Origin of the sequence: Bacillus rugosus (assembly GCF_023238245.1) — a bacterium.
In the GTDB taxonomy this organism is placed as follows: domain Bacteria; phylum Bacillota; class Bacilli; order Bacillales; family Bacillaceae; genus Bacillus; species Bacillus rugosus.
Window position 1 is genome coordinate 4,079,992 of the sequence record NZ_CP096590.1, and the last position, 13,671, is coordinate 4,093,662.

Here is a 13,671-nt window from a genome sequence, read left to right on the forward strand (position 1 = left end):
AACCTCCCCTCACCGGAGTGCGTCTTTATCAATGACGTCTTCTTCTTTGAGCCGGCCCCAGGGCCGGTTCTCCCTTTTTCTTCTATTATAACACTCCTCATGTTTGCCTTTTTCCTAAAAGAAAAAACGCACCTACGATTGCAGATGCGTTTGGTAAGTGGCTCGGGACGGAATCGAACCGCCGACACACGGATTTTCAGTCCGTTGCTCTACCAACTGAGCTACCGAGCCAAATGTTTTATTTTTCTCTACTAAGTAAAGTAAAATGGCGGTCCGGACGGGACTCGAACCCGCGACCTCCTGCGTGACAGGCAGGCATTCTAACCAACTGAACTACCGGACCTTACAGTAATTTGCCGCGAGAGCTGTCGTGTCAACCCTCGCAGACAAATAAGGAATTTAGCAATAACGCTAAAGTAAATCAATGACCCGTACGGGATTCGAACCCGTGTTACCGCCGTGAAAGGGCGGTGTCTTAACCGCTTGACCAACGGGCCTTCACGAAATGGTGAGCCATGAAGGACTCGAACCTTCGACCCTCTGATTAAAAGTCAGATGCTCTACCAACTGAGCTAATGGCTCTTAAGATGTCGGAATTTCCATAGAGCAAACGACTTGGATCAAGTTCTATCTTGTACTCTATTGAAGCAGTTTCCGTAACAACGAGATTTATAATATCACGAACAAATAGAAGTGGCAATAACTTTTTTGGTTTTTTTTCATATTTTTTTCTCAGACCAACTTATATGCGGCTTTCAAACAAAAAACAAGCCCCATATTAGGGGCTTGTTAGCAAAATCTATTTAGTTCGCACGGTACACGCTGCGAAGGACATTTGTCTGTGAACGGTCTGGGCCGACAGAGAAAATAGAAAGCGGAATGCCTGTCAGCTGAGACACGCGCTCAAGGTAGTGACGCGCGTTTTCAGGAAGCTCGCTTAAGCTTTTCGCACCTGTAATATCCTCAGTCCATCCCGGCATTTCTTCATATACCGGCTCACACTCAGCAAGTGCTTTAAGGCTTGCTGGGAATTCTTCAATGATTTCGCCTTTGTAGCGGTATGCTACACAGATTTTCAGCGTTTCAATTCCTGTTAAAACGTCAATTGAGTTCAAAGAAAGATCTGTAATTCCGCTCACACGGCGGGCGTGGCGGACAACGACGCTGTCAAACCAGCCGACACGGCGCGGACGGCCTGTTGTTGTTCCATACTCGCGGCCGACTTCACGGATTTGATCGCCGATTTCATCTTTCAGCTCAGTCGGGAAAGGACCGTCGCCGACACGAGTCGTATATGCTTTTGATACACCGACAACGTGCTGAATTTTGGTCGGGCCGACACCGGAACCGATCGTGACACCGCCGGCAACCGGGTTAGATGATGTAACAAACGGGTATGTTCCTTGGTCGATATCGAGCATAACCCCTTGCGCGCCTTCAAACAATACACGGCGCCCTTCATCAAGAGCATCATTTAAGACAACAGATGTATCGCAGACATATTTTTTAATCTGCTGGCCGTATTCATAATATTCGTCTAAGATATCCTCAATTTTAAACCCATCTGTCTCGTACATTTTCTCAAGCAGACGGTTTTTTTCTTCAAGATTGCGTTCAAGCTTCTCCGCAAACGCGTCACGGTCTAACAGATCCGCGATGCGAATTCCGATGCGGGCTGCTTTGTCCATGTAAGCAGGGCCGATTCCTTTTTTCGTTGTGCCGATCTTATTAGCCCCTTTTCGCTCTTCTTCCACTTCATCCAATTTCAAATGATACGGCAGAATGACGTGAGCTCTGTTGCTGATTCTCAGGTTGTCTGTACTAACGTTGCGATCATGAAGATACGCAAGCTCTGTGACTAATGCTTTCGGATCTACAACCATTCCGTTTCCGATCACACACGTTTTATCCTTATAGAAAATTCCAGACGGAATTAAGTGAAGCTTGTATGTGACTCCGTCAAACTTGATTGTATGCCCTGCGTTATTTCCGCCTTGATAACGGGCGATCACTTCTGCATTTTCTGAAAGGAAATCTGTAATTTTACCTTTTCCTTCATCGCCCCATTGCGTACCTACTACAACTACTGAAGACATGTCCGTGCACCTCCGTTAACCTTTCAAAACGATTCTATTCAAACAAATCAAGTTTATCAGTGAAGAAACAGAAAGTCAATTGTAAATCCGAACATTAAATTATTGAAAATCTATATTCGTTCGCTTTCATTCAATTTATAAGCGTTTTCTCACCGCATTGTCCAAAAAAGCTCGTGAAACTTTCATACTTTAGCACGAAAAAGAGTTACTTACCTGATATCCCATTTGTATTCATAAAAACGACTCGCCAGCCGTCCGGATCCTCTATCGTCACGCCTCCATGGCTCCAGTACGGGTTCTCTGATTCAACCTCTTGATAGCCCATGTATTTTAGCCTTGAAGTGATTGCTGTCAGTTCATCTGCGTTCGGTACATAAAAAACGAGGAGGCTGTCGGGATGGGGAACGGGAGCATTGCTTTCCCCCTCATACTGGGTGAATTCCAAATGATAATCGGCATAAGGGAGGCCGAACATGACACCGTCATACCCGTTATGCTGCGAAAATTCTGCAATTCGTTTCAAGCCCAGTCCCTCTTCGTAAAAACGAATGATCTCATCAAGCTGGCCCGTAGGCCGCGCAATCCGGATCTGTGCTGCGTGAAAATATGAAAAAGGGTTTCCCATGTTACCATCTCCTTTTTTCACCATTTTATTAAAACGCTTTCAAATCTACATCCGCTGAGCGAACGGTATTTCTTCCATCTTTCGAATGAAAAAACCCCAAGATCAGCTCTTGGGGTTTATGCGCCAGGCGGAACACCTGCGTCATCAAAACGCCGTTCCAGGTTGACGAATTTGTTGTATTCTTTTACGAACGCAAGAGACACGGTTCCTACCGGGCCGTTACGCTGTTTGGCAATAATGATTTCAATAATATTTTTATTCTCGGTTTCTTTGTCATAGTAGTCATCACGATAAAGGAACGCGACAATATCCGCGTCCTGCTCGATACTTCCTGATTCCCGGATATCAGACATCATCGGACGTTTATCCTGACGCTGCTCAACGCCCCGGGAAAGCTGAGAAAGCGCGATTACAGGGACTTGCAGCTCCCTGGCAATCGACTTCAGTTCACGGGAAATTTCAGATACTTCCTGCTGACGGTTATCCTTTGAACGTCCGCTTCCCTGAATCAATTGCAAGTAGTCAATCAAAATCATTCCGAGTCCGCTTTCCTGCTTCAAGCGGCGGCACTTGGCCCGGATTTCACTCACGCGGATACCCGGAGTATCATCGATGTAAATCCCGCTGTTCGAAAGGCTTCCCATCGCCATCGTCAGCTTGCCCCAATCCTCTTCCGTCAGGTTACCGGTACGAAGATTTTGCGCATTGATGTTTCCTTCGGCACAGAGCATACGCATAACGAGCTGCTCTGCACCCATCTCAAGACTGAAAATGGCTACGCTTTCGTCGGTCTTGGTCGCCACGTTTTGTGCGATGTTTAGGGCAAAGGCCGTTTTCCCCACTGACGGACGGGCAGCCACAATGATCAAGTCGTTGCGCTGGAACCCGGCAGTCATCCGGTCAAGCTCAGTAAACCCTGTCGGAATTCCCGTAATATCGCCTTTTCGATTGTGAAGCTGTTCGATATTGTCATATGTTTGGACAAGGACGTCCTTAATATTTTGGAAGGCACTCGTGTTTTTGCGCTGCGCCACTTCCATAATCGTTTTTTCCGCTTCACTGAGTAAATCCTCGACCTCATCCTCACGGGTATACCCGTCTTGAGCGATGGTTGTCGCTGTTCTGATTAATCGGCGAAGAATTGATTTTTCCTCAACGATTTTCGCGTAATATTCTATGTTAGCCGCTGTCGGCACCGAGTTTGCGATATCTGTCAGATAAGAAATGCCACCCACTTCTTCCAGCAGGTCTGTATTCGCAAGCTCTGACGTTACCGTCACCAGATCAACCGGTTCACCTCGGTCACCGAGCACCAGCATCGCATTATAGATTTTTTGGTGGGACATTCTATAGAAATCATCTGGAATCAATACTTCTGAAGCCAGTGTTAAAGCAGACGGCTGTAAAAAAATAGCGCCTAACACGGCTTGTTCGGCTTCTATATTTTGCGGGGGAAGCCGATCATTTAGAAGGTCTGTCATGCTAAGCACCGTCCTCTCATTAAAAAATCTCCAAACTCCATTCTACCATTTCTACAGAAAAAAAATAGAAAAATTCTCTGTTTCCTATTTTTTTCAGCTAGCCGATTGGATCGTTTCGGACAGTAACTAGGCGGGAAAAATGCAATAAAACTTGAGGGAGGAATGAAAGAAATGAAAAAATATTCGGTTACACCCAATGTTGATGCGGACGGCTGGTTTATTAAGGTGGAGAATGTGGCGCCGACAGCTTTGTATACATCTAAAGACGCCGCAATTGAAAAAGCCAAACAGGTGGCAAAAGAAAACAGTCCAGCAAAGCTTGTGATTTATGACCAGTTTAAACATGTGGAAGAAGAATACTCATTTTAACGAATGAAACCCTTCGCTGCAGCGGGGGTTTTTTCGTGGATCAGCTTATTTCATCCATTGGAAGCCTGTATGCATCATCAGATCCGCCGCTTTTTGATACAAATCCCATTCTTCGAACGAAGCAAATTTCCCCATCAGCTCCTGAAGCTTCCGCCTCATAGCTATATATTCTTCAAAGGTGACAGCTTTCTCAGTTTCTTTCTGATGCTCAGTCAGCATTTGTTTTAATAATGACAACGGTGCGTGCATAAGAACCCTCCTTCCCTCTTTTATAACGGGCATTAACAGATTGCTCCATTCCTTTGTGACATCTTCTTACGTTTCACACCTGATTCTTGTACAATGGACAGAAGAGAGGAGGGATCTTTTGTGAGACCTTTGCAAATTTCTGCTGAAACTGCCCAAAAGCTTGCAGAGTCCTTGAACCTGCCGCTAGAACAGATCATGCATATGCCTCAGCATATACTGCTTGCCAAAATGGCTGAATTGCAGAAAGAAGAAAAACAATCATAGCATTCGTTCGCATACTTGCTTTCATCTTACGGAATTATATTTAGTATATGTTAGAAAGAAGGAGTAACTGCTTTGCCACATCCACAGAATAAAAAAATCCAATCGTTTTGGCTGATCGCCGGCATTATCTTTATCGCGTTTAACTTACGGCCCGCGATTACTTCAGTCGGTCCGGTCGTCAGCTCTATCCGGGCAGAGCTGCACATGTCCAATGGGGCAGTCGGGTTTTTGACCGCACTGCCGCTGCTTTCATTTGCAGTTCTTTCTCCGATTGCGCCTAAGCTCGGACAGCGCCTCGGAAATGAGCGAACCTTATGGCTTGGTCTCCTGATACTGTTTATCGGCGTTTTGATTCGTTCTACCGGCTATACTGCCGCTTTGTTTTTCGGAACGGCACTCATCGGAGTCGGAATTGCAATCGGGAACGTTCTTTTGCCAAGCTTAATCAAACATAAATACCCTGAAAAATCAGGAATCATGATCAGTCTGTATACGACATCAATGAATATATTCGCTGCCTTAGCATCAGGTGTCAGCGTACCTCTGGCAGCACAAATGGGGGGCGGATGGAAGCAGGCCTTTCTCTTATGGGGCGGGCTGGCTTTCCTTGCATTGATGATCTGGATACCTCAGCTGCGCCACAGGGATACAGCAAACAAGGCGGTGAAGCTTCAAACCAGTCCGATTTGGACTTCCAAAATAGCATGGTTTGTCACCATCTTTATGGGTCTGCAATCATTTTTATTTTACAGCAGTATCACCTGGTTTCCTGAAATTCTCCGTTCACATGGAATTGATACGTCAACAGCCGGATGGATGGTGTCACTCATGCAATTTGCGAGTCTGCCTTCCACCTTTCTGACACCGGTTTTAGCTGACCGTGTGAAACACCAGCGCGGTATCGTTGCGGCACTGACCGCAGTCTATCTGATCGGTCTATGCGGATTATTAGCAGGCGGCAGCCACACAACACTCGCCATTTGGATGGTGATTATCGGTATCGGACAAGGCTCCAGTATTAGTCTGGCGCTCACTTTGATTGGTCTCCGCAGTGAAAATGCCCAGCAGGCGGCTGCGCTGTCAGGCATGTCTCAGTCATTTGGCTATCTGCTTGCAGCCGTCGGTCCAATTTTTGTCGGCTATCTCTTTGACCAGACACATTCATGGACAATGCCGATTGTGCTTCTCATTGCTGCCCTGGTCGTAATGGGAGCAGCCGGATCGGGAGCCGGACGGGATCAATACATTCTTCAAACAGAAAAACAAAGAAATTCAGCGTAAAAGCGGGGGAGCTATCTCCGCTTTTTTCTATGAATTCTTTGAATATTTATGGTTTATTCATAAGTTTTTCATATTTGTTTTTTACAATTAGAAACCATAAGAGGTGAAAAACGATGAAAACCAAAGTATTCGACGTAGTCCTTATTCTTATTTTGCTTGCAGCGGCTTTTTTGAATGCGTATAACATTTGGCAGGATGACACAGCGAACCAATACTATTTGGCGGCTGTAAAAAGCATGACGCAAAGCTTCCACAATTTCTTCTATGCGTCATTTGACCCTTCCGGATTTGTAACAGTGGATAAGCCGCCTGTTGTGTTATGGATTCAAACGATTTTCGCACTGATTTTCGGCGTTCACACGTGGAGTGTGATCATTCCTCAGGCTCTTGCTGGAGTTGGATCTGTATTCCTTCTCTACAGAATGATCAAACCGACCTTTGGAATTGGAGCGGCCCGCATTGCCGCACTTGTCATGGCACTGACGCCTATCGCAGTAGCCGTCAGCCGGACAAACAATATTGACAGCATGCTTGTCTTTACCTTATTGCTCGGTTCAGCTTGCCTGCTTCGGGCGGTTAAACAAGGCAAACTGGTTTGGCTGCTGACGGCATTTGCTCTGATTGGGCTCGCTTTTAATATGAAAATGATGCAAGCGTTTATGGTATTGCCTGCATTTGTGTTATTCTACCTGATTGCATCCCGGGTTTCTCTGAAGAAGAAAATCGGGTCTCTGTTTCTGTCTCTCGTCCTTCTGACAGGCCTTTCGCTCTCATGGGCGGTTGTGGTGGATTCAACCTCATCCTCCAGCCGGCCTTATGTAGGAAGCAGCCAGACCAACTCAGTGTTAGAGCTGGCCTTCGGCTACAACGGCACAGAGCGGCTGCTTGGACAAACCACTGGCCTTGCAAGGGGTGATTTGAATGCCGCTGGCGGCGGGAACATGCAGAGTAATAGCACCATGCAACCGATAAACGGCAACGGATCATCTTCCTCTCAGGATGGAACCAGCAATCCTGACGGAAGTACCTCCAATCAAAACGGCAATCAATCATTCGGAAACAATTCACAGGCGCCTCAGCCGCCTAGCGGACAAAACGGCACCTCCAATGGAGGCATCGGCACACCTCCAACAGGCGGTAATGGGCATGGAAACGGCGGGCCCGGCGGTGGTGGCGGAAAAAGTATGAATATGTTCGGCACCGGCGATGCAGGACCGCTTCGTCTCTTCCAATCGGCACTTTCCGGCCAAATCAGCTGGATGCTTCCATTCGCATTGATCGGATTGCTGAGCGGAATCGTCAGCTGGTACCGTGATCGCCGCGGGCAGGCAGCTGAAATGAAAGAAACAATATTCTGGGCGGCTTGGCTCGTTCCTGTCGCTAGTTTTTTCAGTGTCGCAGGATTCTTCCACCAGTATTACTTGATTATGCTGGCACCGCCGATTGCCGCACTTTCTGGTATCGGATGGTATACGATGTACCGCTTATACACAAACAATAAAGACTGGGCCAGCTTCCTGCTGCCGGCAGCCGTTCTGATCACAGCTGCATTCCAGGTTTATATTCTAAGCGCTTATACAAGCCAAATCGGCAGTGTATGGATGTATGTACTGGGACTCTTAGGACTCGGCATCACCCTTGCGCTTCTGCTGCTTAAACGCAGTCACCCGTTCAGCAAACAACTGACCATCATCAGTTTATGCGTTCTGCTGCTCGCACCGGTCTACTGGTCAGCAACGCCGCTTCTTTACGGAGGCAACAGCGTTCTTCCTGAATCCGGTCCGCAGCTCAAAAGCTCAGCAAACGGCGGGAGCATGTTCTCCTCTGAGGTCGACACCGGACTCCTGTCTTATCTGAGGAAGCATCAAACCGGCGAGGAGTATCTATTTGCTACTTTGACAACCGTAACGGCTGCACCATACATTATTAATGAAAATGAATCTGTTATGGCAATGGGCGGATTTAACGGCACAGATCCAATTCTGACTGTGTCAGAACTGAAAAATCTGGTCAAAGAAGGCAAAGTGAAGTACTTCCTTCTATCAGGAAATAACTCAGGCAACAGCGAGCTTGTTTCCTGGATTAAGAAAAACGGAAAAGAGATATCATCTGACGAGTACAGCACTTCCTCCAGCAGCACAAACAGCAGCCAGCAAGGCATGAAAGGAGGACCTGGCCGAGAAAGCCAGCAAACTCTTTATCTCGTGGAATAAAAAAGAGGCTTGGAGTTATCCAAGCCTAAGTTTGTAGACAAAATCCTAAAACGGTTTTATTTAGGATTTTGTCATCTTTTTTCAGCGTGATTGAAAACCCTTGAAGTCTAGGTAGAACGAACATTGGGGCACAGCGAATGTAGCAATTCGTGAGCACCAACGCGCAGGACTGACAACGAATGCGAGGGTTTCTCGACACGCTGAGAGGCTTGGAGCAACCCAAGCCTCTTTTCTATTAAACTTCTTCTTTCACATGTACCTTTAACACAGCCTGCACTTCAGGATGCAGTTTCACAGGCACGTTTGTATATCCTAACGCACGGATGCCATCCGGCAGGTCAAGCTTCCGCTTATCTACTTTAATCTTATGGTCTTTTTGGAGCTGTTCAGTAATTTGCTTGCTTGTCACAGAACCAAATAAACGGCCGCCTTCACCTGATTTCGCGCTGAGCTCAACAGTCAGTTTTTCTAATGTCTCTTTTAAGCTCTTTGCCTGCTCAAGCTCGGCAATGGCTTCTTTTTTCTCTTTCTGCTTTTGTCCGTTTAACGCGCTGATGTTTGACGCGTTCGCTTCAACCGCGAGGCCTTTTTTAATCAGAAAGTTATGCGCATAACCGTCTGCTACGTTTTTGACTTCGCCTTTTTTTCCTTTTCCTTTTACATCTTGTAAGAAAATAACCTTCATCTCTGTACGCCTCCCTCAAAATACTCATCTATGGCGTGCTTCAGCCGTTCCAGCGCTTCAGAAACTGAGATGCCGGACAACTGAGTCGCCGCATTTGTTAAATGCCCTCCGCCTTCCAGCGCCTCCATGATGATCTGAACATTGACTTCGCCAAGCGACCTCGCACTGATACAAACGGTTTGTTCATCCCGTCTCGCCACCGCAAATGAAGCCTCAACCTCACTCATCGACAGCAGCGAATCGGCCGCCTGTGCAATCAGCACTTGGTCGAAGTATTCCTCTTCATTTTCAGGAAGAGAAGCGATTGCAATGTTCTCTTTATAGAGGGCCGTATGCTGGATCAGCTTCGCCCGTTTAATATAGGAATCAACGGTTTCTTTCAGGAACTTCTGCACAAGCACCGTATCGGCGCCTTTTGCCCTTAAATAAGAAGCCGCATCAAAAGTCCGCGAGCCAGTACGGAGAGAAAAGCTCTTTGTATCCACTATTATACCAGCTAATAAGGCTGTTGCTTCAATCATATTGATTTTTAAGCGCTTCGGCTGATATTCAAGCAGCTCTGTCACCAATTCCGCTGTCGAAGAAGCGTACGGCTCCATATAAACGAGCAACGGGTCTCTGATAAACTCCTCACCCCTGCGGTGATGGTCGATGACCACAATATGTTCAATTTTATTGACGAGTCGTTCCTCCATAACAAGTGACGGCTTATGTGTATCAACAATTACAAGCAGCGTGTCATCATTGGAGATTTCCATCGCTTCTTCAGGCGTAATAAATCTTGACCACAGCTCTTCATATTTTTTGATTTCCTCAATCAAACGCTGCACACTTGATCCGATTTGATTTGGATCAATGACGATAAAACCATCTTTGTTATTTGCCTGAGCTACCTTTAAAATCCCGATCGCCGCGCCGATAGAATCCATGTCGGGAAATTTATGCCCCATGATAATCACATTGCTGCTTTCAGAGACGATTTCCTTTAAGGCATGAGAAATAACGCGGGCCCGCACCCTTGTTCGTTTCTCCATCGGGTTTGTTTTACCGCCGTAAAACTTTACCTTGCCGTTCGGCAGCTTAATCGCTACTTGGTCTCCCCCGCGCCCCAGCGCTAAGTCCAAGCTGGATTGCGCCAAATCGCCAAGTTCTTTCAGCGAGGAGACTGAGGCCCCGACACCGACGCTTAACGTCAGCGCTACACCGTCAAATGAGGTTTTTTCCCGCACCTCATCAAGAATCGAAAACTTCGAATTTTCGAGTTCAGTTAAGATGTGTTCATTAAGTACAGCGATAAAGCGTTCTGAAGACGTCCTTTTCAGGAAGATCCCGTACTCCTGAGCCCAAGCGTTTAGCAAAGATGTTACCTGGCTGTTCATCGTGCTTCTCGTCTGGTCATCCAATCCTTGGGTCACATCATCATAGTTATCAAGAAAAATATACGCCAGCACGGTTCTTTCGTTTTCATATAGCTTTTCAATCTGGATTTGTTCCGTTACATCAAAGAAATACAGCAGGCGCTCATCCCGTTTGATGACAACCTTAAATTTGCGGTCGTTCAATGTAACCGTTTCCGATTCCACCTCTTGTTTGATGAGCGGCACAACCGACTCACAAGTATCGTAAAGGGATCTCCCCACTAATGTGCTTTCATTAAAGCAAGAAGAAAGAAACGGATTTGCCCATTCTATATAATATTGGTCATTAAAAAGCATGATGCCGATCGGCATTTCCATCAATGCCTCTTCACCGACTTTTTTCAACCTGTAGGATAACGTAGAAATATAAGCATCAATCTCTTTTCGAATAAGAGAATCAGCACGTTTAATAAAAAACAAAATAACTGCGAGCAGCAGTACTTCGACGGTTCCTAATATCCAGTTAAAATAAAAGCTGATGAGGATTGTAATGATTGACAGAGCAATCAATGCATAGATGGGATACCGAAACAGCGGTTTTTCATAAAAGCTTGGCATTTCTATCACTCCCCACCATGTGAGTAAAACTTCATGTTCACTTCACCTTATTCCTTATATTAAAGCCCATATCTATAACGCCTAAAATGCGAATGGCTGCCATAAAGATCGGATGTATAAACCCAAGAATCACTGCAATTACAGCCGCAGCCTTCGGATATTGTTTCTTATGGCAATAGAAAAAGATAAATGATAAACCTTGGATAAAAATCAGAAACCCGAGTATAAACTCCCCATTTAAAGCGATAGAGTACAGCATTTGGCCTTTTTCTAAAGGCAAAAATGAAAGTATGACGATCATTAAATACAGCACTACAACACTTTGCGGAAACTTCAACTCTCTAAAAGGCTTTAGATTAGGAATATCGGGGGAGAATCGCCTTAAGAGCGGCTTAGCGATAAGGTAACTGAGGAAAGAAAAAATAGCTCCTACCATCACAATAGCTGTTGGAAAAAGATATTGAACGATACCCAATTGTTCTTCCATCAGTTTCAATTGCTTCTCAAGCTGTTCAGCATTGCCCGACTGCTTCAATACAGTTTCGACAATATCTAGAGATTGCCGGTATTGTGTCATCGCTTCATCAATGATATTGATACCCAAAAACTGAATGCTTATCACAAAATAGAAGACAATACAAAGCATATAAATAAGAGCGCCCGAAATAATGGCGTGCCCGGGTTCTTTCTTTTTGAAATAGTGCCCCATGGCAATGCCGGCGCAAGCTGACATAAAAGCTACAATAAGCCCTGTAAAGGACCCGACAATAAAAACAACCGGAAGACTGACAACACCCATCCATATCCCTAACTTCAATCCATGCCTAATCGTATACAGGATCATGGGCAGCGGCAGTGCAAATAACAGAATTGTTCCAATCACAGGAACATAAACGACCAAAAGCGTGATGATCGCAAACAGACTGATTAAAATAGCACCTTCCATTAATGCTCTCGTTTGTTTCACTTAGTCACCTCGTATCATCCCGAACATACGAATAGAAAAGAGCAGCATAAACGACTGCTCTTTTTTCATCGCTGCAACATGCTTTGCACCGAATGTTTTTTTATATCATCTTTACATTTTTCTTTTATATTTTAACATAAGTCCAAATCGCAAGTAAAATGACGCCAATGTTTCATGTGAAACATTGCAAATGAAAAGACATTCTTTGAAAAGAATGCCCATCACGGTTAATGTTTATCATCCATAAAGCCAGAAGATTCCTTGTTTTTCTTTTTCGTTTTTCTGACATACATAAAAATTAAGATCACCAGTAAAAGGGTTGTTGCTTGCAGAACGCCGCTGCTAAACAAGAAAAAGTTCTTTATCATCTCCCACATCGTGTCTCACCTCTTTTTGCATGTTCTCAACCCGTATCCTATATAAAGTGAATTTCCCTTTTTAAAAACTTCAAAACATCATGAACAACATTAAGCGCTGGGCATATGCTGATATGGAATCTGATTGATAAAGGAGAATTGTTACATGGATGAACGCAGAACATTGGCTTGGCATGAAACTTTAGAAATGCACGAGCTGGTTGCTTTTCAATCAAACGGACTCATTAGACTGAAGAAAATGATAAGAGAAGTAAAAGACCCTCAGCTCAGACAACTTTATAGTGTGTCCATTCAGGCCGTTGAGCAAAATCTAAGAGAGCTTCTTCCGTTCTTTCCACAGGCGCCGCACAGAGAGGATGAGGAAGAAGAACGTGCGGATAACCCATTTTACAGCGGTGATCTGCTTGGATTTGCCAAAACGTCTGTCCGCAGCTATGCCATCGCGATTACAGAAACAGCAACACCTCAATTAAGAAACGTATTGGTCAAACAGCTGAATGCTGCCATCCAGTTGCATGCCCAAGTTTATCGATACATGTATCAACATGGATACTATCCGTCCTACAACCTTTCTGAACTGTTGAAAAACGATGTCAGAAATGCCAACAGAGCCCTTTCAATGAAATAAAACAAGCAGCAAAGGAGTTCCCTTTGCTGCTATTTCTGCTGATCCTTCAGCAAACCGTTCGAACGATAAGATTCCAGCACATCTCTGTTGGATTCTCCCCATTCTTTCATTTGCAAAACAATCGGTTCAAGTGTTCGACCAAATTCCGTCAGAGAGTATTCAACCTTGGGCGGCACCTGATGGTAAACCTCACGATGCACGATGCCGTCCGCTTCCAGCTCCCGAAGCTGAAGAGTAAGCATTCTTTGGGTGATATTCGGGCATATTCTGCGAAACTCATTAAACCGTTTCTTGCCATCTATCATGTGATAAAAAAGAATTCCTTTCCACTTTCCGCCAATCACATCTAGCGTAAATTCAACAGGACAGCCTTCTTTGTTCGGGTATATATTCTTTTTTTCACTCATTCTTGCCCCTCCAATAGTACCTTTTTTGATACTACATCACATTTTGCAACTAA

At 45.2% G+C, this 13,671-nt stretch carries 14 protein-coding genes and 4 tRNA genes; 5 read left to right on the top strand and 13 right to left on the bottom strand.

The window, feature by feature from the left end; translation table 11 throughout:
• Positions 1–158 precede the first annotated feature (158 nt).
• The 7 genes from M0696_RS20600 to dnaB all read right to left on the bottom strand — a co-directional run bounded on the left by M0696_RS20600 (position 159) and on the right by dnaB (position 4,202).
• Positions 159–231: transfer RNA gene (locus M0696_RS20600), tRNA-Phe, on the bottom strand.
• Between the two features lie 35 nt (positions 232–266).
• Positions 267–343, bottom strand: a tRNA-Asp gene (locus M0696_RS20605).
• 82 nt (positions 344–425) lie between these two features.
• A tRNA-Glu gene (locus M0696_RS20610) sits at positions 426–497 on the bottom strand.
• Positions 498–506: 9 nt separating this feature from the next.
• Positions 507–582 (bottom strand) — tRNA-Lys (locus tag M0696_RS20615).
• 221 nt (positions 583–803) lie between these two features.
• Positions 804–2,096, bottom strand: coding sequence for an adenylosuccinate synthase (purA, locus tag M0696_RS20620; RefSeq protein ID WP_222142416.1), 1,293 nt, complete (start codon positions 2,094–2,096; stop codon positions 804–806).
• 205 nt (positions 2,097–2,301) lie between these two features.
• Positions 2,302–2,721, bottom strand: a complete 420-nt coding sequence (locus M0696_RS20625; protein WP_222142417.1) for a VOC family protein — start codon at positions 2,719–2,721, stop codon at positions 2,302–2,304.
• 116 nt (positions 2,722–2,837) lie between these two features.
• Positions 2,838–4,202: a replicative DNA helicase gene (gene dnaB / locus M0696_RS20630; protein WP_003226923.1), complete on the bottom strand. Its 1,365-nt coding sequence runs from the start codon at positions 4,200–4,202 to the stop codon at positions 2,838–2,840.
• A 171-nt stretch (positions 4,203–4,373) separates the two neighbouring features.
• On the opposite strand from dnaB, the gene M0696_RS20635 reads away from it, so the two are divergent.
• Complete coding sequence (locus tag M0696_RS20635) at positions 4,374–4,571, top strand: DUF2188 domain-containing protein (RefSeq protein WP_222142418.1); 198 nt, start codon at positions 4,374–4,376, stop codon at positions 4,569–4,571.
• Positions 4,572–4,616: 45 nt separating this feature from the next.
• Here the strand turns inward: M0696_RS20635 and M0696_RS20640 are convergent, their stop codons facing one another.
• Positions 4,617–4,820, bottom strand: coding sequence for a hypothetical protein (locus tag M0696_RS20640; RefSeq protein WP_222142419.1), 204 nt, complete (start codon positions 4,818–4,820; stop codon positions 4,617–4,619).
• Positions 4,821–4,940: 120 nt separating this feature from the next.
• On the opposite strand from M0696_RS20640, the gene M0696_RS20645 reads away from it, so the two are divergent.
• From M0696_RS20645 to M0696_RS20655, 3 genes are all read left to right on the top strand, one after another.
• Entirely contained in the window at positions 4,941–5,084 is a 144-nt protein-coding gene (locus tag M0696_RS20645; RefSeq protein ID WP_003236536.1) for a YycC family protein, read from the top strand.
• Between the two features lie 72 nt (positions 5,085–5,156).
• Positions 5,157–6,365: a CynX/NimT family MFS transporter gene (locus tag M0696_RS20650; RefSeq protein ID WP_222142420.1), complete on the top strand. Its 1,209-nt coding sequence runs from the start codon at positions 5,157–5,159 to the stop codon at positions 6,363–6,365.
• A 113-nt stretch (positions 6,366–6,478) separates the two neighbouring features.
• Entirely contained in the window at positions 6,479–8,578 is a 2,100-nt protein-coding gene (locus tag M0696_RS20655; RefSeq protein ID WP_222142421.1) for an ArnT family glycosyltransferase, read from the top strand.
• 235 nt (positions 8,579–8,813) lie between these two features.
• On the opposite strand, the gene rplI is transcribed toward M0696_RS20655, so the two are convergent.
• The 4 genes from rplI to M0696_RS20675 all read right to left on the bottom strand — a co-directional run bounded on the left by rplI (position 8,814) and on the right by M0696_RS20675 (position 12,583).
• Positions 8,814–9,263 carry a 50S ribosomal protein L9 gene (gene rplI / locus M0696_RS20660; RefSeq protein WP_166846215.1) on the bottom strand — a complete coding sequence of 150 codons (450 nt, stop codon included), beginning with the start codon at positions 9,261–9,263 and terminating at the stop codon, positions 8,814–8,816.
• Positions 9,260–11,239, bottom strand: a complete 1,980-nt coding sequence (gene gdpP / locus M0696_RS20665) for a cyclic-di-AMP phosphodiesterase GdpP (RefSeq protein ID WP_061187125.1) — start codon at positions 11,237–11,239, stop codon at positions 9,260–9,262. Before gdpP ends, rplI begins: the two co-directional genes overlap by 4 nt.
• A 37-nt stretch (positions 11,240–11,276) precedes the next feature.
• Positions 11,277–12,206, bottom strand: coding sequence for a YybS family protein (locus M0696_RS20670; protein WP_222142422.1), 930 nt, complete (start codon positions 12,204–12,206; stop codon positions 11,277–11,279).
• A gap of 227 nt (positions 12,207–12,433) precedes the next feature.
• A complete protein-coding gene (locus M0696_RS20675; protein WP_014115856.1) occupies positions 12,434–12,583 on the bottom strand; it encodes a hypothetical protein in 150 nt (49 codons plus the stop codon).
• A 145-nt stretch (positions 12,584–12,728) separates the two neighbouring features.
• On the opposite strand from M0696_RS20675, the gene cotF reads away from it, so the two are divergent.
• Positions 12,729–13,211 carry a spore coat protein CotF gene (cotF, locus tag M0696_RS20680; protein ID WP_014115857.1) on the top strand — a complete coding sequence of 161 codons (483 nt, stop codon included), beginning with the start codon at positions 12,729–12,731 and terminating at the stop codon, positions 13,209–13,211.
• Between the two features lie 29 nt (positions 13,212–13,240).
• On the opposite strand, the gene hypR is transcribed toward cotF, so the two are convergent.
• Entirely contained in the window at positions 13,241–13,618 is a 378-nt protein-coding gene (gene hypR, locus M0696_RS20685; protein WP_166846208.1) for a transcriptional regulator HypR, read from the bottom strand.
• Positions 13,619–13,671 lie beyond the last annotated feature (53 nt).

What these genes read in the sequence shown, in the direction of transcription:
- purA (WP_222142416.1), bottom strand. Translation starts at nt 2,096, where the DNA reads ATGTCTTCAGTAGTTGTAGTAGGTACGCAATGGGGCGATGAAGGAAAA.
- M0696_RS20625 (WP_222142417.1), bottom strand. Translation starts at nt 2,721, where the DNA reads ATGGGAAACCCTTTTTCATATTTTCACGCAGCACAGATCCGGATTGCG.
- dnaB (WP_003226923.1), bottom strand. Translation starts at nt 4,202, where the DNA reads ATGACAGACCTTCTAAATGATCGGCTTCCCCCGCAAAATATAGAAGCC.
- M0696_RS20635 (WP_222142418.1), top strand. Translation starts at nt 4,374, where the DNA reads ATGAAAAAATATTCGGTTACACCCAATGTTGATGCGGACGGCTGGTTT.
- M0696_RS20640 (WP_222142419.1), bottom strand. Translation starts at nt 4,820, where the DNA reads ATGCACGCACCGTTGTCATTATTAAAACAAATGCTGACTGAGCATCAG.
- M0696_RS20655 (WP_222142421.1), top strand. Translation starts at nt 6,479, where the DNA reads ATGAAAACCAAAGTATTCGACGTAGTCCTTATTCTTATTTTGCTTGCA.
- rplI (WP_166846215.1), bottom strand. Translation starts at nt 9,263, where the DNA reads ATGAAGGTTATTTTCTTACAAGATGTAAAAGGAAAAGGAAAAAAAGGC.
- gdpP (WP_061187125.1), bottom strand. Translation starts at nt 11,239, where the DNA reads ATGCCAAGCTTTTATGAAAAACCGCTGTTTCGGTATCCCATCTATGCA.
- M0696_RS20675 (WP_014115856.1), bottom strand. Translation starts at nt 12,583, where the DNA reads ATGTGGGAGATGATAAAGAACTTTTTCTTGTTTAGCAGCGGCGTTCTG.
- cotF (WP_014115857.1), top strand. Translation starts at nt 12,729, where the DNA reads ATGGATGAACGCAGAACATTGGCTTGGCATGAAACTTTAGAAATGCAC.
- hypR (WP_166846208.1), bottom strand. Translation starts at nt 13,618, where the DNA reads ATGAGTGAAAAAAAGAATATATACCCGAACAAAGAAGGCTGTCCTGTT.